We start from the raw sequence: 22505 nt of genomic DNA on the forward strand, positions 1-22505 counted from the left end.
AGTTTATTCCTTACATAATTCATTATATATTTTTAATTCATCCTCATTTAATTCAGAATTTGTAAATTCCGAGTTAAATGTTTTAGTAAATGCTGTTTTTAATTTTTCTATTGCTTCTTTAAAATCTAATTTTACACCAAAACTTTCCAAACTACTACCATATTTTTTGTCATTTTTTACATTTTTTATGGGAATAGAACCATGTTGAAAGATTACTTTCTTTGCTCTTTTTTGTGCATTTCCACCTATTTTTTGCCCATCAATTATGATATCATAAGCTTCAAAGCCTACTTGACAGAAATTACTTTTACTTAAAGTTATCTCTTTTATATCTTTTGCAAAAGCTACTTTAAAATCTAAATTTTCATAAAAAGCAAGTACAAACTTACATATCAATTCATAAGTTTCTTTTACATTTTTATCTTCAATCATTTTTGATGGAACTATCAAAGAGTATGAAATATCATGCCCATGAAATAAAACTCCACCGCCAGTTATCCTTTTTGAATAATTGTTTTTATAATCTTCTATCAAATTTTTATAATCTTGTGGGTCTTGCCCTGCACCAAAGGTAACAGAATCTTGCCAAGAATATATTCTTAAAATTGGTAAATCATTATCTTTAAAGTTTTTAAATAGTGCATTATCTATATTTGAATTAACCTTTGCACTAAGATTATGTGATATAATCAATCTAAATTTATTATTGAATATCATTTATATTTATCCTAAAAAAATTTATATAAGTGAATTATAATTTATAATAGATTAAAATTGCAAATTAATTTTAAAAATTAAGAAAACTTTTATAAAGGATATTTATGCCTAAAAAACAATTAGAAGACATTAACCCACTTGAAACGCAAGAGTGGATGGAAGCTTTAGAAGCTATTATTGAAGAAGAAGGTGTTGAGAGAGCTCACTTTTTATTGGAGAAATTAATTGATAAATCAAGAAGAAGTGGTGCACATTTACCATATAATTCTACAACTGCTTATATTAATACAATTCCAACTAATGAAGAACCTAAAATGCCAGCTAATATGGATTTGGAGAGAAAAATAAGATCTATTATTAGATGGAATGCACAAATAATGGTACAAAGAGCTTCAAATAAAGGTTTAGAACTTGGAGGGCATATTGCATCTTTCCAATCATCTGCTACACTTTATGATGTTGCTTTTAACCACTTTTTTAGAGCACCAAATGAAAAAGATGGTGGAGATTTAATATTTTTTCAAGGTCATATAAGCCCTGGTATATATGCAAGAAGTTTCTTAGAGGGAAGATTCACTGAAAATCAAATGGATAACTTTAGACAAGAAGCATTTAATGATGGATTATCTTCATATCCACACCCAAAATTAATGCCTTCTTATTGGCAATTCCCAACAGTTTCTATGGGACTTGGACCATTACAAGCAATCTATCAAGCAAGATTTTTAAAATACCTTACAAATAGAGGAATAAAAGATTGTAGTGCACAAAAAGTATATTGCTTTATGGGAGATGGTGAGTGTGATGAGCCTGAATCTCTTGGAGCTATTGGAATGGCTGCACGTGAAGGTTTAGATAACTTAATCTTTGTTATAAATTGTAACTTACAAAGACTTGATGGACCAGTAAGGGGAAATGGAAAAATTATCCAAGAACTTGAAGGTGAATTTAGAGGAGCTGGATGGGAAGTTCTAAAAGTTATTTGGGGTGGACTATGGGATAGTTTACTTGAGAAAGATACATCAGGAAAACTTCTTGAACTAATGGAACAAACAGTTGATGGAGAGTACCAAAACTTCAAACAAAAAGGTGGAGCATATACAAGAGAGAATTTCTTTAATAAATTCCCTGAAACTGCAAAATTAGTTGAAAATTTAAGTGACAATGATATTTGGAAACTTAATCGTGGTGGACATGACCCTGTTAAAGTTTATGCTGCATTTAAAAGAGCAACTGAAACAACAGGAAGACCAACTGTAATCTTAGCAAAAACTGTAAAAGGTTATGGAATGGGAAGTGCTGCTGAAGGTATGAATATCGCTCACCAAGTAAAAAAAGTAGATGTAAATCATCTAAAAGCATTTAGAGATAGATTTGATTTACCAATCAGTGATGAAGCTGTTGAATCATATTCATACTATAAACCAGAAGAAAGTTCACCTGAAGTTCAATACTTAAAAGAAAAAAGAGCTGCTCTAGGTGGATTTGTACCTCAAAGATTAGAAAAATTCACAAATAAAATGCAAATTCCTGCTTTAAGTGATTTTGAAAGTATTCTTGCAGGTAGTGGAGATAGAGAAATCTCTACAACTATGGCATTTGTAAGAGTTTTAAATGTTTTATTAAAAGATAAAAATATTGGTAAACAAATAGTTCCAATAGTTCCAGATGAAGCTAGAACTTTCGGTATGGAAGGTATGTTTAGACAATATGGAATTTATTCAAGTGCTGGACAAAAGTATATTCCTCAAGATAAAGACCAAGTTGCATTTTATAAAGAAGATATTAAAGGTCAAGTTTTACAAGAAGGGATTAATGAACTTGGAGCTATGAGTTCTTGGATAGCAGCGGCAACATCATATTCAGTAAATGATTATCCTATGATTCCATTTTATATTTTCTACTCAATGTTTGGATTCCAAAGAACTGGAGATTTATGTTGGGCAGCTGGAGATCAAAAAGCAAGAGGATTCTTAGTTGGAGGAACTTCAGGAAGAACAACACTAAATGGTGAAGGACTACAACACGAAGATGGACACTCACATATTTTAGCAAATACTGTTCCAAATTGTATATCATATGACCCAACTTATGGATATGAAGTTGCTGTTATTGTAAAAGATGGTGTTGAAAGAATGTATGGAGAAAACCAAGAAGATATTTTCTACTATATCACAACTTTAAATCAAAACTATGTACAACCAGCAATGCCTGAAGGTGCAGAAGAAGGAATTATCAAAGGAATTTATAAAGTAAAAACTTTTGAAGCAAAAAATGATTTCAAAGTTAAACTTTTAGGTTCAGGAACTATTTTCCAAGAAGCTATAAGAGCAGCAGAAATTTTGGCAAGTGAATATGATATTAAAGTAGATATTTACTCTGTTACTTCATACAATGAATTAACAAGAGAAGCTCAAGATACAGAAAGAGAAAATCTTTTAAATTTAGATAAAGAAGCAAAAATTCCTTATATAGAAAAAGTTTTAGGAAGCAATGATGACAATATTGTTATTAGTGCAACAGATTATATGAAAGCATATTCAGAACAATTAAGACCTTATGTAAAAGGAAGTTTCAAAGCTTTAGGAACTGATGGTTTTGGTAGAAGTGATAGCAGAGCGAATTTGAGAAAATTCTTTGAAGTTGATACAAACTTTATTGTTTACACAACTTTAGCACAACTTTCAAAAGCTGGAAAATTAGATAAAAAAGTTGCTCTTGAAGCTATGAAAAAATATGAGATTGATTCAAATAGAATCTCTCCAAGAAATGCTTAAGGAGTAAACAATGGCAAAAGTTTATGATATTTTTATTCCTGATTTAGGTGCTGATAAAGATGTTGATTTAATCGATATTATGGTTAAAGTTGGAGATAAAGTAGAAGTTGAAGATGGACTTATAACTCTTGAAACTGAAAAAGCTTCTATGGATGTTCCTACAACTCATGCAGGAATTATTAAAGAGATTTTAGTAAAAGTTGGTGATAAAGCAAATAGTGGTGACTTAATAGCTAGAGTTGAAGTAGAAGATGATTCAGTTGCTGATGAACCAAAAGCTGAAACTGTTTCTCCTGCTGTAAAAGTTGAAGAACCTAAAGTTGAAGCTGTAGCTGTTCAAACTCCAACACAATTTGTAAAAGAACAAACTATAAAATCAGTTGTTGAAGAAGTGAGAGTGCCTGATTTAGGTGCAGAAAAAGATGTTGATTTAATAGAAATTATGATTCATGTTGGAGATATTATAGTAAAAGATTATAGTATCATCACTCTTGAAACTGAAAAAGCTTCTATGGATGTTCCAGCACCATTTGGTGGAGAAGTTATTGAGATTTTTGTAGAAAAAGGACAAAAAATAAATGGTGGAGATTTAATAGCAAAAGTTATAAAAACTGTTGTTGTTGAAGACAAAGTTCCAACTCCAGCATTTGCAGCAAACTCAACTCCTACAAAAGTTGAAAAAGCTACAAGTTCAACTCCTACAATTCAAGAAGTTGCTGCTATTAGCATAGAAAAAGAAGATAGTAAAGTTTTATCTAAAAAAGCTACAAAAGTTTATGCTTCACCATCTGTTAGAAAAGTAGCAAGAGAGTTTGGCGTTGATTTAGGATTTGTAAAAGGAAGTGGTGAAAAAGGAAGAATCTTAAAAGATGACATCAAAGCTTATGTAAAAGAACAACTAAACAAACCTGCATCTGCTTCAAGTATTGGTTTTGGATTTAATTTACCAGAATCAAAAGAGATAGATTTCTCTGTATTTGGTAAAGTTGAAAGAGTTGAACTTAGCCGTGTTCAAAAGGTTTCTGGACCATTTTTACATAAAAACTATCTATCTATGCCTCATGTTACACAATTTGATGAAACTGATATTACAGAACTTGAAGAGTTTAGAAAATCACAAAATGCAAAAGCTGTTGATTTTAAACTATCTCCTTTAGTATTTATCATCAAAGCTGTTCAAAAAGCTTTAGAAATTCATCCAAAATTCAACTCAAGTTTAAGTAGTGATGGGCAAGAATTGATTATGAAAAAATACTTCAATATCGGAGTTGCTGTTGATACACCAAATGGTTTATTAGTTCCAGTAATAAAAGATGTTGATAAAAAAGGTTTTAAAGATATAGCTATTGAATTAGCTGAACTTTCTAAAAAAGCAAGAGATGGGAAATTAACTAGTGCTGATATGAGTGGTGGTTGCTTTACTATTTCAAGCCTTGGTGGAATTGGTGGAACATACTTTACTCCAATTATAAATGCCCCTGAAGTTGCAATTTTAGGTGTTTCAAAATCTTCTATTAAACCAATTTATGATGGGAAAGAGTTTAAACCAAAATTGATTTTACCATTAAGTCTATCTTATGATCACAAAGTAATTGATGGTGCAGATGGTGCTAGATTTACTACAACAGTATCACAACTTTTAAGTGATATTAGACTGTTAAGTCTATAAGGAGCTAAAATGACAGAAATAAAAACTCAAGTTTTAGTAATCGGAGCAGGACCTGGAGGATATTCAGCTGCTTTTAGATGTGCTGATTTAGGACTAGAAACAACTATAGTTGAGAGATACTCAACTTTAGGTGGAGTTTGCTTAAATGTTGGTTGTATCCCTTCAAAAGCCCTACTTCACGTTGCAAAAGTTGTAGAAGAAGCAAAACATATAGAAAAAGCTGGTATATTTTTTGAAGAACCAAAAATAGATATAAAGAAAGTTGCAGAATATAAAAGTGGAGTTGTAAAAAAACTAACTGGTGGTTTAGATGCAATGGCTAAAATGAGAAAAGTAAACCATGTTCAAGGATATGCAAAATTTTTAGATGAACATAGTGTTGAAGTAGCTCTTACAAATAGTGATGAAAAAACAAAAATCACTTTTGAGTATTGTATTATTGCAGCTGGTAGTCAAAGTTCTAAAATGTCATTTATTCCACATGAAGATCCAAGAGTTTGGGATTCAACAGATGCACTTGAAGTAAAAGAAGTACCAAAAAAACTTTTAATTCTTGGTGGTGGGATAATTGGTCTTGAGATGGGTACGGTTTACTCAACTTTAGGAAGCCAAGTTGATGTTGCAATTCGTGGTGATCAACTTATGACTGGAACAGATGCTGATTTGATAAAACTTTATACAAAAGCAAATAGCAGTAGATTTAATATCATGTATAAAACTCAAACTCAAAGTATCATTCCAAAAAATGAAGGAATTTATGTAGAGTTTAAAGGTGAAAATGCTCCAAAAGAAGGAGTTTTATATGATGCTGTTTTAGTTGCCCTTGGAAGAAGTGCAAATGGAAATAAAATCGGACTTGAGAATACAAATATAGAAGTAAATGAGCAAGGTTTAATCAAAGTTGATAATCAACTGCGAACAAAAGTATCTCATATATTTGCTATTGGAGATATAATAGGACAACCAATGCTTGCACATAAAGCTGTTCATGAAGGTCATGTAGCTGCTGAAGTTATTGCAGGTCACAAAGTATTCTTTGAACCAAAACAAATTCCATCTATTGCATATACTTTCCCAGAGATTGCTTGGGCTGGAATGACAGAAATTGAAGCTAAAAAAGCTGGAATAAACTATGAAATTTCAACTTTCCCTTGGAGTGCAAGCGGTAGAGCACTAGCAAGTGATGTTTCAACTACAGGTCTTACAAAACTAATTTTTGATAAAGATACACATCAACTAATTGGTGGGGCAATCGTAGGAGAAAATGCAGGAGAACTTTTAGGAGAAATCTCTTTAGCACTTGAAATGGATTGTGATGCAGAAGATATTGGCCTTACAATTCATGCTCACCCAACACTTCACGAGTCTATTGGTATGGCTGCTGAGATTTTCGAAGGAACAATCACAGACTTACCAAACGCAAAAGCTGTAAAGAGAAAATAATTTCTCTTTACAAATTGTAAGATTTGATTTTACAATCTTTTACTCCAAAACTCTTGAATCTTTTGTCTATCCGTTGGTAACTTCTTAGCCACATAAAGTAATATCAATCCAAAAACAAACAATCCTATATCAACAGCTAAAACTGTATATATCTCTTCATTCCAAAGTCTAATAGGACTAAATCCACTAAATATAAAATGAATGATTGGACTTAAAGCAAACAATACTCCACCAAGATATAAAAATTCTTTAGCTGTTTGATAAGAGTTTAATCTATAAAACGAATAAGTCAAAGTTCCTATCCAAAAAGTTGCAAAAAGTCCATGTTGAATAGCTACTCTATCTTCCATATCAAATGGAAGTATCCATTGTAAGAAAAATAAAAGTGCAGTTGCAGGAATAACTCCAACCATTCCAGCTAAACAAAACTTTGAAACCCAGTTATATACAGGAGTTGTAGTTGGAAATTTTCTTGCTTGCTTTTCTAAATATAGCAATACTCCAAATCCAACAGCTAAAGTACACAAAAGCATAGTTACAAATACAAACAATCTCAACCAAATTCCATGATTAACAAGTATATGCAAATAATGTATACTATCAGATATTATAAAACTATAATGTCTATTTTCAAATAAATTCTCTTCTATCAAACTTCCATCAACAGCACTTAAAGTAATACTTGGAAAAGTTTGTTCATCTTTTAAAAATGGTACATATTGATTATGTCCTCTAAATGTTATTTTTGCATCTTTATCTTCCCAATTTTCTAATCTTATCCATTTAAAATCTATATCTTTATTGATTTGTAAAGCTTTATTTGTAAGTTCATTTAAACTTAACATTGAAGCTTCTATTCCACTTATTTTTACTTCTTCTTTTTTTGGGTTTTTTAACTCTTTGAGATGCTCTTTATATTCCCAATAGTCACTAAATTCTCCTTTAGAAACTACATAAGTCATAAAAGAGGATTGTTTAACATAATGCATAGGAACATTTAAGTTTGCTCCACTCCAAACAATAAGTAAAAAAGGTAAAAACAACCAAATAAATATTTTTCTATGCCAATTTGAAAATTTACTTGATACACTTTTCCCACCATTTTGATATTTTATAATACTTACTTGTATCAATCCACCAATAATTAAAAATATTCCTGCAAGTGCAACAAAGCCAAAAACTTGTGTCATATAGATTTTATATAAAGGTGCTCCATAGTGCATACCATTTAAGAACCAAGCTAGATTTGATTCTTCCTTTACTTTTTCTACTTCTTCATTTGTATTTGGATTAAAAACTTTTCTTTCCATAAATTGAGTAGATATAGTTAAATTTGGAGATTTATTTGGTAAGTTTACAAAAATAGTATTATATTTAGGATACTCCTTATCATCTAAAACTTTTTGTATAGTTTTATCAAAATCTATATTTTCTATATTTACTATTTTTTTATGATTAGATGGTCTTTCCCAATTTGCTATATAAGGCAAGAATATTGCAAATATTCCAAAAAACAAAGCTATATACATAAATACTGAAAACCATATTCCTATTACTACATGTACTCTTTGTAATCTTTGTTTTAAAAGTTTACTATTCTCTTTATTTTCTTCTTCTTTTAATTTCTCTTCATTACATGATATTTTTATATTCATATTTATTTTATTCCTTTAAATTGTAAGTCACAACCTACGATTTATAAAAAATCGTAGGTTTAATAAGATGCTTTAAAACTTATATTTCAAAGTAGCCATCCAATTTCTTTCTTCTCCATAGTTATAATCACCAAAACTATTTTTGTATTCTTTATTTAAAGCATTTTTGATATTTACCAATAAACTTAAGTCTTTATCAAACTCATAGTTTGCCATCAAATCAACTACATAATAATCTTTCTGTGTAGCTTCCCCCACCATTTCAGAATGACCTACGCTAATAAATCTATCTTTCAATTTGTCATCCCAAGTTTCACTTTGCCATCTTAAACCACCACCTACTTTTAATTGTGGTGTAGCTTGATAAGCTGTAAATAGATTTGCTGTTCTTATAGGCATAGTTGTACTATTTAATCTTTTTCCATCACTATCTTTAAGAATTGATGAAGAGAAACCAAATTGAGCATGCCAATTCGGAGTAATCTCTCCTGCAATTTCAAACTCCCAACCTTTGTTTTTTGTATCATCTAAAGATTTATAAGCACAATCCCATTCAGATGTAGCATCTGGAAGTAAATAGCATTTTCCTGTTGTTTCATCTTTATCTTGAATAGCTAAACCATCTTTACCTGATTGAAAAAGTGCAATACTAGAGTTTAGTCTTCCATCAAACCATTCACCTTTTAGACCAACTTCATAGTTAAATCCTGTTTCTGGATCAAGTAATTTACCACTTCTATCTTTTGCATTTTGTGGGTTAAAAATCTCTGTATAGCTTGCATAAGTTGTAAGATTTTCTGTAAGATCATAACTTAAAGCTACATATGGTAAAAAATTATCAAATTTTCTATCATCACCAGGGCTTTTTGTTTCCCATTTACTATATCTACCACCTAAAATTGCAGATAAATCATCTGTAAAATTTAATTTAGTTGATATAAATCCACCATATTGTTCATTACGTGTATCATAATATGGTACTGCATTACCAAACTTAGTTGGTTCAATTACTACCCATTTATTATTTATAATCCCCATATCTTGTAATGCACCTATTTGGGGATAATATTTACTATTTAGCTTACTTTTTTCTCCATTAAATCCTACTACTAAATCATGAGTTTGTCCCCATAATTCAAAATTACCATTTAGTTTTACATCAAATGAATGAGATTTTGTAAGATATTCAATTGGAGAACCCCAATATGGTGTACCAGTACAAGTACCATCTGTACGAAAGTAAGTACGACAACGTGCATCTTTTATTTCTATATCATCTTCCGTATAGTTATATGTAGCATCTATCTTCCAAGAATCATTAATATGATGATTTAAATCCAAAGTATAATTATCTCTAACTTGTTTATATCTTGACCATTCTGGTCTAATCCAAGTATATTTATCAAAATTTGATAAATGGACTTTATAATTTTCATCATAAACAAATTGTGAAGGAGAAATACTATGAGCAGAACCATTATGCTTTGTTTCTGTTCTTTCCCAAGAACCTGATATTGTAGTTGAATCTCCTAAATCAGCTTCTATCACACCATATAAAGTACTATTTTGTCTATCTAGTAATGGATGCCAAAATCCACCTTGATTATGTAGTGCTATAAATCTTCCACGAATTGAATCATCTTCATTAAATCCACCACCAATATCTACAACACCTCTATATTTATCCCATCTTCCTGTTTGAGCTTCCAAAGAGGCTTGAAAATCTTTTGTTGGTTTTTTTCGTACTAAATTGATACTTCCACTAGGATCTCCAGCACCTGTTAAAAGTCCAGTTGCTCCTCGAACTACTGAAACAGAATCATATAATGCTGTATCAATATTTTCAAGTCCCGTTTTATCTGTATCAAAAAAACTGCTTTTTGAACCATCAACTTGAAAATTCTTAATTTGATACCCACGAGAATAAAATTCTGTCCAACCAGTATTTCCTGATTGTGAAGTTGCCCATACTCCTGTAGTATTTTTCATAACATCTATTAAATTATTTAATTGTTGTTCTTCCATTCTTTTTTTAGTGATTACTGAAACTGATTGTGGAGTTTCTTTAAGTGATAAATTCATACCAGTTGCAGAATTGTCTTGAGTTCTTGTGTAGCTATTTTCTTTATTATCTTTTACAGAAATTTCATCTAAGATATAAGTTTTACCTACTTTTTTATATGAGGATTGGGAATTTTCTATTATATATATCACATCATTTTCTTGTATAGCTTCGAGATTATGTTCTTCTAATACACTATTTAGATTACTTAATACCGTACCCCCCCCCGAAACTCACTTTTTCTGAGTTTATACTTTTATCTTTCAAGTTATTAGCTTTTGAAATATATGTTACATTATATTTCTTTACTATATTCTCTACTGCTTCTTGCAAACTTATCTCTTTTGCATTTAACATTGTTCCACTTAACATCATTGATGTTAATACTGAAATGAAAATTCTATTTTTCATCTTTAATCCTTTGTATTAATTTTGAGAATTTGTTTCTCTATATAGTAAGACGATTTAAATGAAAAAAATGGACAATTTTTACAAAAGAATTTTCAAATTTGTTAGTTGGAGTTACTCTTGGTAACATTTTTTACGAATTATAACTTCAGAACTTTTAATTTCTAAATTGTATTTGATACTCTTTTTGCTTTATTTTTGCTACTTATTTTGAATACAATATCAAGTTTATAAGGAGATTTTATATGATATTAAAATTTAAAGAGTTTTATCCAAAGATTCATCCATCTGCTTGGATAGCACCAAGTGCTGATTTGATAGGAAATATAGAAATAGATGAAGATAGTTCTGTTTGGTTTGGATGTGTTATTCGTTCAGATGTAAATGAAGTAAAAATAGGTAAAAATACAAATATTCAAGATTTATCATGTATTCATACAGATACAAATACAAAAACAATTATTGGGGACAATGTTACAATTGGACATAAGGTAATGCTTCATGGATGTAAAATAGAAAATAATTGTTTAATAGGAATGAGTGCAACTATTTTAGATGGAGCAGTTATAGGAGAAGGAAGTATCGTAGGAGCAAATTCACTTGTGACTGCTGGGAAAAAATTTCCACCAAGAAGTATGATTATGGGAAGTCCTGCTAAAGTTGTAAGAGAATTAAGCCAAGAAGAAGTTCAAGGTTTAATAAATCATGCTCTGCATTATGTAGAGTATAAAAACGAATATAGATAGGCTTTAAGAAAAAATAGATATAATTCCAATCTATTTTTTCTGTGCGGCTGTGGTGGAACGGTAGACACGCTATCTTGAGGTGGTAGTGGCAACAGCTGTACGAGTTCAAGTCTCGTCAGCCGCACCATAAATATTTCTGATTATTTATATATATGTTTCTATCAATTTAAAATTAGCAAAAGCATTTTCAATACTAGGGATATTTTTATATAAAGTCTTTGTTAATCTCACACTTCTTGTTTTCAAATCACATATTGCAATTCTAAAATTTGAACCAATTGATGGTTCAACTACACAAATGATTTTATCTTCTATTTGTTTTGTTACATAAATAGTTCCTTGAAGTTGTGAAAAAAAATATTTTGGATAACTCAAAGGGGTGATCTCAACTATATCAATATTTTCTGGTTCTTCAAGAGTTTGTACAATATCCATCGCTTCTTCATAGCTTTCAAATGAAATACACCAATCATCAAATTTTTTATTGAAATGTTGTAAATCTTCATCTAAAAATCCCCCTGCTATTGATTGCAAAGCAAAAATAGCCATATAACCACCTTTTTTATTCATATATCTTTTATAAATTAAAATCTATTGATTATTTAACAATACATCAGCTTTTGTTTTTAGCTTTTTTTTATGTAAAAGTTCTTTTTCTCTTGGAGTAAATTTTTCTTCTTGTGGTATTTTTTGTTCTTTTTTTACTTCTTTTTCTTTTACTTCAACATCTTTTTTAAACAAACTTAAAATTAAATATATAGAAAATAAAATATTAAAAAGTATTATGAGCCATTTTGCAAAAAGTACATACTTCAAATATTCAATATTTTGTGTAAGTTTCAAATACTCAACAACATCACCATAAATAAGTCCAGAAAACAAGGCAACCAAAAGAAGAAAAAATATCAAAATTGCTCTTTTTCTAAATTTATATAAGTAATACCAAAAAACAGCTGATTTTACTTGTTTAAACATATTTTAACCTATACAAAAAAGTTTATTCCTAAAGCAGCCAAGGCAACAACAAGTGATTTCGTTTTTAAATCATCAACTATTTTTCTCTCTTCATCTGCAATGATTATTTCCAAATCATCATCGCTAAAATCATTTATAGTTTTTCCATTTTCAACTAATCTAGCTTTTGTTGCAATAATCGCTTTTTTTCTGATTTTTAAATTTACCATATCTTTTAACTGATTACTTTTAATCTTTGGATAATCAAAAGCCTTTGTTACATTTTCACTTGCTATATTCACAAGTTCTTTCGACTTATTTTGTAAAATATCTTTTATTCCCATAGTCTATCCTAAAATTTTGGATATTTTATCATATTAAGATACATATTCCCATCTATTATAAGCACTTGCAACTTTTTTTAAATCTTCAAATCCCATAACTTTGATAAAAGTAAATCTTCCACTTGCTAAAAAAGCTTTTATAAGCATTTTATCTCCTTTTAAAATAATATATATTCTAGCCTTTTATATATTATAATAAACTTAAAATAAATATACTTTTATATATTTTTTAAATTATTATGATATACTTTTGTATATTTTATTATTTGGAAGAAAATGGATAAAGAAGAGTTTAAAAAGCTTTTAAAAAATGCAAACTTTTCAAAAAAAAGTTTTGCATCTTTTGTTGGATTAAAGTATCAAAGTGTGAACACATGGGGGAATAACAATCGGGCTATTCCTTACTGGGTTAAATCATGGTTAAATCTCTATATTGAAAATTTGAAATATCAAAAAATGAAAGATATTTTAAAAGATAGTGGAGTTTGTAAGGAGTAAAAATGAAAGTAGTTTTAAGTATAGCGGGGAGTGATAGCAGTGGTGGTGCAGGAATTCAAGCTGATATAAAAAGTGGGTTTTATCATAAAGTTTTTATGACAACTGCAATTACAGCAATAACTGTGCAAAATACTTTAGGTGTATCAAATGCAGTAGTTTTAGAACCAAAATTTGTAGTAGAACAGATAAATGCAGTAATAGAGGATTTTAAAGTTGATTGTATAAAAATAGGAATGCTGAGTTCAAAAGAGCTTATTTTAGAAGTTTTTAATGCTATTAAAGATTTAGATATTCCTATAATATTAGACCCCGTTGCTATTTCAAGAGCTGGTTCAAAACTTATTGATGATGAAGCCATAAATAGACTAAAATCTATGTTTAAATATGCTTTATTAATTACTCCAAATAGTTTAGAAGCAAAGCTATTTTTTGGAGTAGATAGTATTGAAGATATTAAAAATATAAAAGATATTCCTACAAATATTATTTTTAAAAATATAGTAAAAAATGATGAAACAACGACTGATGTTCTTTTAACAAAAGATGGAAATATAGAACTTTTTATAGGTCACAAAGCTGATATTTCAAATACACATGGAACAGGTTGTAGTTTTAGTGCTTCAATTGCTTCTTTAGTTGCTAGAGGTTTTAGCTTAAAAGATAGTATAGATTTATCAAAAAAATATATTTATGAAGCTATAAACCATGCTCCAAATTTTGGAAGAGGAAATGGACCAATAAACCATATATTAGATTTTTAAAAGGCTTAACAAAGTCTAATTTTAGTATATTTACATAAAAATTTTAGGAAATTTTATGCAAGATTTTTTACAAAAAGCCAAACAAAGTAGCCGTATTGTAGCTACTTTAAGCACTGAAATTAAAAATAGTGTTCTTTTGCAAATGGCAAATGCTTTACAAGAAAACACTTCATATATTATTGAAGAAAATAGTAAAGATATGAAAAATGCGAAAGAAAATAACTTGAGTTCTGCTATGCAAGATAGACTTCTTTTAAATGAAAAAAGAGTATTTGATATGGCAAATGCAATAAGACAAATAGCTTCTCAAACTGAACCAGTTGGGCGAATACTTGATGGTTGGGTTACAAAAGATGATTTAAATATTCAAAAAGTATCTATTCCTATTGGTGTTATTGGAATAATTTATGAAAGTCGTCCAAATGTAACAAGTGATACAGCAGCACTTTGTTTTAAAAGTGGAAATGTTTGTGTACTAAAAGGTGGAAAAGAAGCTGAAAACTCAAATCAAGCAATAGCAAAAATTTTACAAAATATTTTAGAAAAAAACAATCTTCCTAAACAAGCAATTTCTTTGCTACCAGATAGTAGTCGAGAAGGTGTTGCAAAGCTTATAAAAGAGGATAAATTTGTTGATTTGATAGTTCCAAGAGGTGGTGAAGCACTTATAAGATTTATTAGTGAAAATTCTTCAATTCCTGTAATAAAACATGATAAGGGAGTTTGCCATATATTTATAGATAAAGATGCAAATGCAAATAAAGTTATATCTATTGTAATAAATGCAAAATGCCAACGACCAAGTGCTTGTAATTCAATAGAAACTATTTTAGTTCACGATGATATAGCTCCTTATATTTTAACTGGTCTTCAAGAAGAGTTAAAATTACAAGGGACTCAACTAAAAGGTTGTGCAAAAACTTTAGAATATATAAAAGTTGATTTTGCACAAGAAAATGACTTCTATACAGAATATTTAGAGAATATTTTAAATATCAAAGTTGTATCAAATGTAAATGAAGCTATAGAACACATACAAAAATATGGTTCTGGGCACTCTGAATCAATTTTAAGTGAAAACTACACAACAATAAATAAGTTTTTAAATGAAGTTGATGCAGCTTGTGTATATGCAAATGCAAGTACAAGATTTACGGATGGTGGAGAGTTTGGTTTGGGTGCTGAAGTTGGAATTTCTACAAATAAACTTCACTCACGAGGACCTATGGGAATAAATGATTTAACAACATTTAAGTATAAAATCTACGGACAAGGACAAACGAGAAAATAATGAATACAAATAGACTATTTTTAATATTTTGTAGTGCAATAATAGCACTATTTTTCTGGCATTATTTAGGTGAAAAGGCTATCTTAAAAGATGATTCAAATAGCTTTGATAAACTTCAATGTGTATCTTATGCACCTTATGGAAAAGATGAATCTCCTTTTTTATTTGATAAAGGTTTGGTTTTAAAAGAAGAAAATATAAGAAAAGATATGGAACTTCTTTCAAAATATACTTCTTGTGTAAGAACTTACTCAACTGTTGGGCAAGAACTTATACCAAAAGTTGCAAAAGATTTAAATATGCAAGTTTTAATGGGGATTTGGATAGGAAAAGAAGAGAAACAAGCTATTGCTGAAATTAGCAAATTAAAAGAGTTAGCTGCACAATATCCAGAAGTTATAAAAGCAATTATTGTAGGAAATGAAGTACTTTTAAGAGGGGATGCAACTGAAAATCAACTCGTGAAATATATAAAAGAAGTAAAAGAAGCTCTTCCTCAATATCAAGTAACTTATGCTGATGTTTGGGAATATTGGATTAAATATCCTAAAGTTAAAGAGGTTACAGATTTTGTAACTATCCATATTTTACCATATTGGGAAGATGACCCAAAAAATATTCATGATTCAATAGAACATGTAAAAAATGTAAGATTAGAAGTTGAAAAAGAGTTAGGAACTTCAAATATTTTAATAGGTGAAACAGGTTGGCCAAGTGAAGGAAGAACTAGAGTTGATGCACATCCAAGTAAAATCAACCAAGCAATTTTTATAAGAGATTTTGTAAAACTTGCAAATGAACATAACTGGCAATACAACATAATAGAAGCCATAGACCAACCATGGAAAAGAGTAAGTGAAGGAGCAGTTGGAGGTTTTTGGGGAATATTTGATAAAGATAGAGCAGATAAAAATGTATTTAGTGGAGATGTTTCAAATTTTCCAAATTATTTATATTTAGCTTTTGGTTCTTTAGTTTTAATCTTAGGTTTCTTCTTCATATTTAAAAAAGAACAAACTTCAACTATAAAAATAATTACTTTTAGTGCTATAAATACACTATTTTCTATTCTTTTTATGCTTCAAGTTGAGCAGTATATTGTAATTTCAAGAAATTATCTTGAAGCAATTTGGGCTATCTTACTTTTAGGAGTGCAAATATATGTTTATTATCAACTTCTAAAACATATTGTATGTAAAAATCAATATGAGATTATTTCAAGAGTTGCATTTTATTTAAGTGCTATTTTTATATTTATTATGACTGTAAAACTAGCTTACAATGGAAGATATGAAAACTTTGAAATTTATGGTTTAACAATTTTAGCAATATCATTTATCTGGTCATATATTGGTAAATTTGATAGATTGAAATTTGGAAATTTTGAAAGATTATTTGCAATTATTTTACTTTTAAATACTTTTGTTATGCTTTATAGTGAAACTACATTAAATATCTTTAGCAATATTTTAGCAATTATAAATTTTATTTTTGTAGCTATTCTTTATTTAGGTTCACTTAAAAATAGTAGTTTTAACGAATTAAAAAAACCAATTATTTATATAATATTTACAACTGTTATTCTGGTTTTATTCAAAAATGGTTTGATTATGAATAACAGCTTAGGTATGAGTTGTAAAGAAAATGGTGGAATATTATGTTCATTTGTTGGATATATATGGTATTTACTATATTTCAACTATATTGGAATTGCAGCAATTATAGCTTCAATAGTAGCATTTTTAATAAACACTAGAGTATTACTTCTTGTAGCACTATTCTTGAGTATTTTAGCTTCTATGCTTACAAATACTTTCTTAGGAGCAATAGCATTTATTATTGTAATGTATGCCATTACAAAGGATAATGATAAAAAAGCTCTTATCTAAAAATAAAATAGATTGAGAAAACTCAATCTATTTTAATCTTCGCCTTCAGATATTATAATATCTATAGCTTTAACTGGAAAATTAGGTAGCTTGAATTTATTATCTTTTATATCTATATTAAAATTTGCATTTTTTGCTATTTGCATTTGTTCACTTCCAGAACTTTTAGTTATCTGTTTTAAAGGAACGCTATTATAAATCCAAATTTTATATTCACCTAACTGCCAAATATCACACTTGTATCCCAAAATATTCTCATTTCCCAAAAATTTTGCTCCCATTTGAGTAAAACTCTCTTTATTTTTAATATTTCCAACTGGGTCATCTTTATCTATTTGTAAATCTTGAGAATATATCATCTCATCATTGAAATCAACAGTATAAAGTTTGTCTTTTGAAATTTTATTTATATTTCGTTCTTCTTCATCTTCAAAATTGCCTCTTTTATAAGTAATTCTTTCATCAAGAAGTTCTATTTTTCCAAAGTCCTTAAAATAAAGTACACTAGTTCCTGTAATAGTGCTATTATCCATCGCACCTACAATATCATACTCAACAATTCCTGATTTTATATCATATCTATTAGTTTGAGCAAATAAACTATTCAAACTAAAAAATAAGAATATAGATAAATAAAGTGCTTTTTTCACTGCTTATTCCTTAAATAATTTAAATAAATTATACATATATATAAATAAATTTACTATTTATACCACCAAATAGCCACTATTTTTTCGTAAAATTAAAAAAAATTTAAAAGGAGTATATATGGCTTATGCTAAAAAAAGATATATTGTATATCTTTGTATTACAATATTTGTTATGGTTTTACCATTTATAACTATAAATGAAAATCATATTTTACTACTATCATTTGATAAGTTACAGTTTCATTTTTTGGGGGTTTCTTACAATGTAAATGAACTTTATGTTATGCCATTTTTATTAATGTTTTTATTTATTGGAATATTTGCATTAACTTCTATATTAGGTAGATTTTGGTGTGGGTGGGCCTGTCCACAAACAATATTTAGAGTAATTTATAGAGATTTAATAGAAAGTACTATTTTAGATTTACGAAGAATAAAAAATAAACAAAAAGATATAGACTATACAAAAACAAACAATAAAATTAAAAAATATATATCTTTAGTTTTATGGTTTATGATAACTTTAATAATATCATCAAACTTTATGCTATATTTTGTACCACCTGAAGACTTTTTTACTTATTTACAAGATCCATTTGAACATAGCTTTATGATTATTTTTATTATAAGTGTTGCGCTATTTTTATTTTATGATATTGTTTTTATGAAAGAAAATTTTTGTGTATATGTTTGCCCTTATTCAAGAATACAATCAGTTTTATATGACAATGATACAAAACAAGTAACTTACGATTTTAATAGAGGTGGAAAAATATATGAAAATGGAACTAAATCTATTTTTAAAATCAATCAATGGAAAAATAATGAAGAGTGTACAACTTGTGATGCCTGTGTGAAAATTTGCCCAACTCATATTGATATTAGAAAAGGTTTACAAGTTGAGTGTATAAACTGTCTTGAATGTAGTGATGCTTGTAATACAGTTATGGGAAAACTAGGAAAGCCATCTTTAATAAACTGGGGAAGTACAAATCAAGTTTTAAACCATAAAAAAGTATCTATATTTACTAAAAAAAATATAACTTATTTTACTTCGCTTTTTATTTGTATATTTTTGGCATTTTACTTTTCGCTTGAAAAAGAGCAATTTTTAGTAAATATCAATAAAACAACTGAACTTTACAAAATAACAGAAGATAAAAAAATAGTAAATAACTATATTTTAACTATTCACAACACTCAAGATGAAACATTGTCTTTTAATATAAAATTAAAAGATGAATTAAATTTTAAAATAAAAAGAGTTGAAAACCCTACTTTAGAAGCAGGCAAAAGAGCTAAAATAGTATTAATTATAGAAAGTAATGATGAACTTAAATACATTAAAGAAAAGAATATACCTATTTTTATTGAGATATTTACAGAAGAGAAAAATTTTAAAACTGTAAAAAAACTAACTTTCTCAAAACCTTAAATAGTTTTTTCTATAAAGATGGAGAATTTTGCTCCATCTTCTATATTTTGAACTTGTAATTTTCCATTAAAACTTTCCTCAATTATAATTTGAGATAAATAAAGCCCTATTCCTGTTCCTTCTTCTTTTGTAGAAAAATATGGTTCAAATATTTTTTTTATATTTTTTGGTTTTATTCCTCCACCATTATCAAAGATTTCTATTATCACATCAGCACTAGAAGCTAAAACTTTTATATATATTTTTGGGAATTCTTTATTTTTTAAAATATCTATTGCATTTGAAACTAAAGATAAAATAACTTGTGAAAGTTCATTCTTTACTCCATAAACTTTTATCTCTTCATAAACTTCAAATTCTACACTCAAACTAATATTGTGTTTTTTTATATCTGCACTTAAAATTGTAAAAGCATTTTCTATTGCATCTTTTACAAAAAAATCTTCTTTTTCTTTTTCTTGTGTATAGAACTCTTTAAAATCATCTATTGTTTTTGACAAAAAGTGTAACTGTTCATTTGCTTGATTTATCTTTTTATCAAAAAAAAGTTTGTCTAGTTTTTGGCTTTCAAACCTCTTTTTTAGGTTTATTAAAATATATGAAATATTATTTAGTGGCTGTCTAAATTGATGAGTTATATTTGCTATCATTTCACCTGATTTTACAAACTTTGATTGTTGTAAAACCATCTTTTCAAACTCTTTATTTTGTTTTTTAAGGTCATTATATTTATATGCAACTGAAACAGTAAAAAGGACTGCTTCAAAGGTAAATACAAGCAATACTAAATCAAAATATCCCTTATTTATATAGAAGTTTTTAAAATCAAAAATAAATAAAATTATACAAAAAACACTCCAACCTAAAACATAAATCATTGTGGGCTTAAAACCTTGTTTTAAATTAAAAACTATAGAGATAAATAAAACTGCATAAATAATAGTATATGGTAAATATTCAAATAATATATAGTGATAAAATGAAGTTAATATAACAATATTTAATAAAAAAGTGTTTATAAAAAGTTCTTTATAGTTTGAAATCTTTGGTATAAATTTTCCATCATTGTAGCTTATAGCAAAAATAAGTGCAGAAATAGAAGCAAGAATCAAAAATAATTCTTTATAAAAATAACTTATTTCATAAAGTTTACTATGAGCTATAATAAAAATAAGAGAAAAAAGTTGCATAAAACAATAGCTTATATAAAATACTTCTTTAGAGTATAAATATCGAACGAAAGTATAAACTATAGTCATCAATAAAATACCAAATGTTATTCCATAAAATAAAATTATATTTATATCAAATGTCAATTTTATACCCAATATTTGTAAGATTTTGTATCAAATCTTTTGGTAATTTATGTTTAATATTCTTAACTAAAGTTTTCAAGGCATCTTTTGTCATAACACTATCAAACCAAATATAAGATTCTAATTCTTCATAATTTACATATCTAGTTTTATTTTTTATTAAAATATCTAAAAATAGTATCTCTTTTGCTCTCAATTTTATTATTTCACCATTTGATACTAAAGTTTTATTAAAAATATCAAAATATGTTATTTCATCAAATTTTATAATATTTGTTATATTTTCACTTAAAGACTCGATACATAAAGATAAGGCCTCTTCAAACTCATTTTCTTGTACAGGTTTTACAAGATATTTTATAAGCTGTAACTCAACTGCTTTTAATAAATATTCTTGATTACAAAAAGCTGTAATAATAATAATTTTTGTGTGTTTATCATTTTGTCGTATTTTTTTTATAAATTCCAAACCATCCATTTTTGGCATTTGTATATCTGTTATAATAATATCTGGATTGTATTTTTCATACATTTGTAGAGCACTTATAGCATTTGAGGCTTCATAAATAGTTTCAAAATAGTTTTCTAAATACTCAACACCATTTTCTCTTGCTATTTCATCATCTTCAACATATAAAATTTTTATATTTTTATTTATATTTTTTAACATTTCAAATTATATCTTATATCATATTATTATGATAAAATTTTAACTATGAAAAATTATAATATTTATACTACCATTATTAAAACTCCCATAGTTGATATGTTTGCAGCTAGTTTTGAGAATGAACTTTTACTTTTTGTCCCTTTTGAAAAAGAGTTTTGTCAAAAAAAAATAGAAGGTTTTAAAAAAATTTTAAATGTAGAAAAAATTATAGAAGATGAGAGTAAATTTGATAAATTAAAAATAGAATTAGATGAATATTTTAGCAAAAAAAGAGATTTTTTTACGATTCCACTAAAATTAATAGGAACACCTTTTCAAATAAAGTGTTGGAAAGCTTTACAAAATATTCCTTATGGAGAAACTATTAGCTATAAAGAACAAGCCAGTAATATAGGAAATGCAAAAGCCTATAGGGCTGTTGCAAATGCAAATGGTAAAAATAATTTCAGCATTATTATCCCATGTCATAGAGTTATAGCAAATGATAAAACAATTGGTGGTTACACTGGTGGAATTTGGATAAAAGAGTTTTTACTAAACTTGGAAGGAACATATAACATATAATTTTGAAATGATTTTTATCATATACAATTTTTTCACAATTTTGAAATATTATCTATATTCATTGTAAAAAATTCAATAAGGAGAAAAGCATTGAAATTTAAGTTACTACTAATGATTTTATTATTCATTTCTAATGTCTTTGCATCTGAAATAGATATAAAAAATTTAACCCCTCAACAATTAGAGACTCTTAAAGAGATAAAAAAATATGGAGAGGATCATGGTCTTGGCTATACTTTAATGGCAATAGCTATAAAAGAGTCAAAATTAGGTACATATATGGTAAATCTTGATACGAAAGACTTTGGGCTTTATCAAGCAAATATAAGAACTGTTTTGAATAGACAAAATATCAAAGATACTACTTGGAATAGAAATGTTTTCGCTTCAAAACTTGTTTCTGATTTCCACTTTGCTACTCAAAATGCAATAGAAGAACTAACTTTTTGGCAAAAAGTACACAGAAATGATTGGTCAAAAGTTTGGGGAAGTTATAATGCTGGGTACAAATATAATAGCCTGGAAGCAAAAAATTACTCAAAAGAAATAGCCTCTATTATTCGTGAACTAAAAAAAATTGATGTTTAATAAAAAATTACAGCCAGTTTATGCTGGTTGTTACACAAATTAATAAATTCTACAAAAAACAATAGCAA

Annotated in this window: 21 protein-coding genes and 1 tRNA gene; 12 read left to right on the plus strand and 10 right to left on the minus strand. The window is 27.8% G+C overall.

The annotated features are described in order from the left end of the window. Positions 1 to 3 precede the first annotated feature (3 nt). On the minus strand, positions 4 to 717 hold the full coding sequence (locus ACNSOS_RS02775; protein WP_418185857.1) for a lipoate--protein ligase family protein: 714 nt from the start codon (positions 715 to 717) through the stop codon (positions 4 to 6). Between the two features lie 104 nt (positions 718 to 821). Between ACNSOS_RS02775 and aceE the strand changes: the two genes are divergently transcribed. The 3 genes from aceE to lpdA are packed head-to-tail and all read left to right on the plus strand — an operon-like array spanning position 822 to position 6606. Beyond that, positions 822 to 3494, plus strand: a complete 2673-nt coding sequence (gene aceE, locus ACNSOS_RS02780) for a pyruvate dehydrogenase (acetyl-transferring), homodimeric type (RefSeq protein WP_418185858.1) — start codon at positions 822 to 824, stop codon at positions 3492 to 3494. A gap of 10 nt (positions 3495 to 3504) precedes the next feature. Beyond that, complete coding sequence (locus tag ACNSOS_RS02785; RefSeq protein WP_418185859.1) at positions 3505 to 5163, plus strand: dihydrolipoyllysine-residue acetyltransferase; 1659 nt, start codon at positions 3505 to 3507, stop codon at positions 5161 to 5163. A gap of 9 nt (positions 5164 to 5172) precedes the next feature. Continuing rightward, a complete protein-coding gene (lpdA, locus tag ACNSOS_RS02790; protein ID WP_418185860.1) occupies positions 5173 to 6606 on the plus strand; it encodes a dihydrolipoyl dehydrogenase in 1434 nt (477 codons plus the stop codon). A gap of 29 nt (positions 6607 to 6635) precedes the next feature. Here the strand turns inward: lpdA and ACNSOS_RS02795 are convergent, their stop codons facing one another. The 3 genes from ACNSOS_RS02795 to ACNSOS_RS02805 all read right to left on the minus strand — a co-directional run bounded on the left by ACNSOS_RS02795 (position 6636) and on the right by ACNSOS_RS02805 (position 10734). Then, positions 6636 to 8261, minus strand: coding sequence for a PepSY domain-containing protein (locus ACNSOS_RS02795; RefSeq protein ID WP_418185861.1), 1626 nt, complete (start codon positions 8259 to 8261; stop codon positions 6636 to 6638). Between the two features lie 72 nt (positions 8262 to 8333). Further along, positions 8334 to 10475: a TonB-dependent siderophore receptor gene (locus ACNSOS_RS02800; RefSeq protein WP_418185862.1), complete on the minus strand. Its 2142-nt coding sequence runs from the start codon at positions 10473 to 10475 to the stop codon at positions 8334 to 8336. Positions 10476 to 10527: 52 nt separating this feature from the next. Next, a complete protein-coding gene (locus ACNSOS_RS02805) occupies positions 10528 to 10734 on the minus strand; it encodes a hypothetical protein (RefSeq protein WP_418185863.1) in 207 nt (68 codons plus the stop codon). A gap of 242 nt (positions 10735 to 10976) precedes the next feature. Between ACNSOS_RS02805 and ACNSOS_RS02810 the strand changes: the two genes are divergently transcribed. Both ACNSOS_RS02810 and ACNSOS_RS02815 read left to right on the plus strand, forming a co-directional pair. After that, on the plus strand, positions 10977 to 11477 hold the full coding sequence (locus tag ACNSOS_RS02810; RefSeq protein WP_113895271.1) for a gamma carbonic anhydrase family protein: 501 nt from the start codon (positions 10977 to 10979) through the stop codon (positions 11475 to 11477). Positions 11478 to 11520: 43 nt separating this feature from the next. Further along, positions 11521 to 11604, plus strand: a tRNA-Leu gene (locus ACNSOS_RS02815). A gap of 17 nt (positions 11605 to 11621) precedes the next feature. On the opposite strand, the gene ACNSOS_RS02820 is transcribed toward ACNSOS_RS02815, so the two are convergent. Genes ACNSOS_RS02820 through ACNSOS_RS02830 form a run of 3 tightly spaced genes read right to left on the minus strand, consistent with a single transcriptional unit; the run spans position 11622 to position 12775 of the window. Then, a complete protein-coding gene (locus ACNSOS_RS02820; protein ID WP_113910168.1) occupies positions 11622 to 12026 on the minus strand; it encodes a hypothetical protein in 405 nt (134 codons plus the stop codon). A gap of 42 nt (positions 12027 to 12068) precedes the next feature. Further along, positions 12069 to 12452: a hypothetical protein gene (locus tag ACNSOS_RS02825; RefSeq protein ID WP_418185864.1), complete on the minus strand. Its 384-nt coding sequence runs from the start codon at positions 12450 to 12452 to the stop codon at positions 12069 to 12071. 8 nt (positions 12453 to 12460) lie between these two features. Continuing rightward, on the minus strand, positions 12461 to 12775 hold the full coding sequence (locus ACNSOS_RS02830) for a hypothetical protein (protein WP_418185865.1): 315 nt from the start codon (positions 12773 to 12775) through the stop codon (positions 12461 to 12463). Between the two features lie 276 nt (positions 12776 to 13051). Between ACNSOS_RS02830 and ACNSOS_RS02835 the strand changes: the two genes are divergently transcribed. Genes ACNSOS_RS02835 through ACNSOS_RS02850 form a run of 4 tightly spaced genes read left to right on the plus strand, consistent with a single transcriptional unit; the run spans position 13052 to position 17214 of the window. Then, entirely contained in the window at positions 13052 to 13273 is a 222-nt protein-coding gene (locus ACNSOS_RS02835; protein ID WP_113895268.1) for an XRE family transcriptional regulator, read from the plus strand. A gap of 2 nt (positions 13274 to 13275) precedes the next feature. Then, positions 13276 to 14034, plus strand: a complete 759-nt coding sequence (gene thiD / locus ACNSOS_RS02840) for a bifunctional hydroxymethylpyrimidine kinase/phosphomethylpyrimidine kinase (RefSeq protein WP_418185866.1) — start codon at positions 13276 to 13278, stop codon at positions 14032 to 14034. Between the two features lie 55 nt (positions 14035 to 14089). After that, complete coding sequence (locus tag ACNSOS_RS02845; RefSeq protein ID WP_113895266.1) at positions 14090 to 15325, plus strand: glutamate-5-semialdehyde dehydrogenase; 1236 nt, start codon at positions 14090 to 14092, stop codon at positions 15323 to 15325. Further along, positions 15325 to 17214, plus strand: a complete 1890-nt coding sequence (locus ACNSOS_RS02850; protein WP_418185867.1) for a glycosyl hydrolase — start codon at positions 15325 to 15327, stop codon at positions 17212 to 17214. Before ACNSOS_RS02845 ends, ACNSOS_RS02850 begins: the two co-directional genes overlap by 1 nt. Positions 17215 to 17246: 32 nt before the next feature. Here ACNSOS_RS02850 and ACNSOS_RS02855 read toward each other — a convergent pair whose 3' ends face one another. Beyond that, positions 17247 to 17864 (minus strand): hypothetical protein, encoded by a 618-nt coding sequence (locus ACNSOS_RS02855; protein ID WP_418185868.1) that lies wholly within the window; start codon positions 17862 to 17864, stop codon positions 17247 to 17249. A gap of 118 nt (positions 17865 to 17982) precedes the next feature. Between ACNSOS_RS02855 and ccoG the strand changes: the two genes are divergently transcribed. Continuing rightward, positions 17983 to 19299 (plus strand): cytochrome c oxidase accessory protein CcoG, encoded by a 1317-nt coding sequence (gene ccoG, locus ACNSOS_RS02860; protein ID WP_418185869.1) that lies wholly within the window; start codon positions 17983 to 17985, stop codon positions 19297 to 19299. Here the strand turns inward: ccoG and ACNSOS_RS02865 are convergent. Together ACNSOS_RS02865 and ACNSOS_RS02870 are read right to left on the minus strand one after the other, a co-directional pair. After that, on the minus strand, positions 19296 to 20615 hold the full coding sequence (locus tag ACNSOS_RS02865; RefSeq protein ID WP_418185870.1) for an ATP-binding protein: 1320 nt from the start codon (positions 20613 to 20615) through the stop codon (positions 19296 to 19298). The genes ccoG and ACNSOS_RS02865 overlap by 4 nt on opposite strands. Next, on the minus strand, positions 20605 to 21285 hold the full coding sequence (locus ACNSOS_RS02870; RefSeq protein WP_418185871.1) for a response regulator transcription factor: 681 nt from the start codon (positions 21283 to 21285) through the stop codon (positions 20605 to 20607). The genes ACNSOS_RS02865 and ACNSOS_RS02870 overlap by 11 nt, the downstream gene beginning before the upstream one ends. 45 nt (positions 21286 to 21330) lie before the next feature. Between ACNSOS_RS02870 and ACNSOS_RS02875 the strand changes: the two genes are divergently transcribed. Beyond that, complete coding sequence (locus ACNSOS_RS02875; protein ID WP_418185872.1) at positions 21331 to 21849, plus strand: methylated-DNA--[protein]-cysteine S-methyltransferase; 519 nt, start codon at positions 21331 to 21333, stop codon at positions 21847 to 21849. Positions 21850 to 21939: 90 nt separating this feature from the next. Next, on the plus strand, positions 21940 to 22437 hold the full coding sequence (locus ACNSOS_RS02880; protein WP_113910178.1) for a transglycosylase SLT domain-containing protein: 498 nt from the start codon (positions 21940 to 21942) through the stop codon (positions 22435 to 22437). Positions 22438 to 22505: the final 68 nt, after the last annotated feature.

This window comes from Aliarcobacter vitoriensis, assembly GCF_048320235.1.
Classification (GTDB): Bacteria; Campylobacterota; Campylobacteria; order Campylobacterales; family Arcobacteraceae; genus Aliarcobacter; species Aliarcobacter vitoriensis.

What these genes read in the sequence shown, in the direction of transcription:
- ACNSOS_RS02775 (WP_418185857.1), bottom strand. Translation starts at nt 717, where the DNA reads ATGATATTCAATAATAAATTTAGATTGATTATATCACATAATCTTAGT.
- aceE (WP_418185858.1), top strand. Translation starts at nt 822, where the DNA reads ATGCCTAAAAAACAATTAGAAGACATTAACCCACTTGAAACGCAAGAG.
- thiD (WP_418185866.1), top strand. Translation starts at nt 13,276, where the DNA reads ATGAAAGTAGTTTTAAGTATAGCGGGGAGTGATAGCAGTGGTGGTGCA.
- ACNSOS_RS02825 (WP_418185864.1), bottom strand. Translation starts at nt 12,452, where the DNA reads ATGTTTAAACAAGTAAAATCAGCTGTTTTTTGGTATTACTTATATAAA.
- ccoG (WP_418185869.1), top strand. Translation starts at nt 17,983, where the DNA reads ATGGCTTATGCTAAAAAAAGATATATTGTATATCTTTGTATTACAATA.
- ACNSOS_RS02820 (WP_113910168.1), bottom strand. Translation starts at nt 12,026, where the DNA reads ATGGCTATTTTTGCTTTGCAATCAATAGCAGGGGGATTTTTAGATGAA.
- ACNSOS_RS02810 (WP_113895271.1), top strand. Translation starts at nt 10,977, where the DNA reads ATGATATTAAAATTTAAAGAGTTTTATCCAAAGATTCATCCATCTGCT.
- ACNSOS_RS02870 (WP_418185871.1), bottom strand. Translation starts at nt 21,285, where the DNA reads ATGTTAAAAAATATAAATAAAAATATAAAAATTTTATATGTTGAAGAT.
- ACNSOS_RS02830 (WP_418185865.1), bottom strand. Translation starts at nt 12,775, where the DNA reads ATGGGAATAAAAGATATTTTACAAAATAAGTCGAAAGAACTTGTGAAT.
- ACNSOS_RS02845 (WP_113895266.1), top strand. Translation starts at nt 14,090, where the DNA reads ATGCAAGATTTTTTACAAAAAGCCAAACAAAGTAGCCGTATTGTAGCT.
- lpdA (WP_418185860.1), top strand. Translation starts at nt 5,173, where the DNA reads ATGACAGAAATAAAAACTCAAGTTTTAGTAATCGGAGCAGGACCTGGA.
- ACNSOS_RS02795 (WP_418185861.1), bottom strand. Translation starts at nt 8,261, where the DNA reads ATGAATATAAAAATATCATGTAATGAAGAGAAATTAAAAGAAGAAGAA.
- ACNSOS_RS02805 (WP_418185863.1), bottom strand. Translation starts at nt 10,734, where the DNA reads ATGAAAAATAGAATTTTCATTTCAGTATTAACATCAATGATGTTAAGT.
- ACNSOS_RS02850 (WP_418185867.1), top strand. Translation starts at nt 15,325, where the DNA reads ATGAATACAAATAGACTATTTTTAATATTTTGTAGTGCAATAATAGCA.
- ACNSOS_RS02875 (WP_418185872.1), top strand. Translation starts at nt 21,331, where the DNA reads ATGAAAAATTATAATATTTATACTACCATTATTAAAACTCCCATAGTT.
- ACNSOS_RS02835 (WP_113895268.1), top strand. Translation starts at nt 13,052, where the DNA reads ATGGATAAAGAAGAGTTTAAAAAGCTTTTAAAAAATGCAAACTTTTCA.
- ACNSOS_RS02785 (WP_418185859.1), top strand. Translation starts at nt 3,505, where the DNA reads ATGGCAAAAGTTTATGATATTTTTATTCCTGATTTAGGTGCTGATAAA.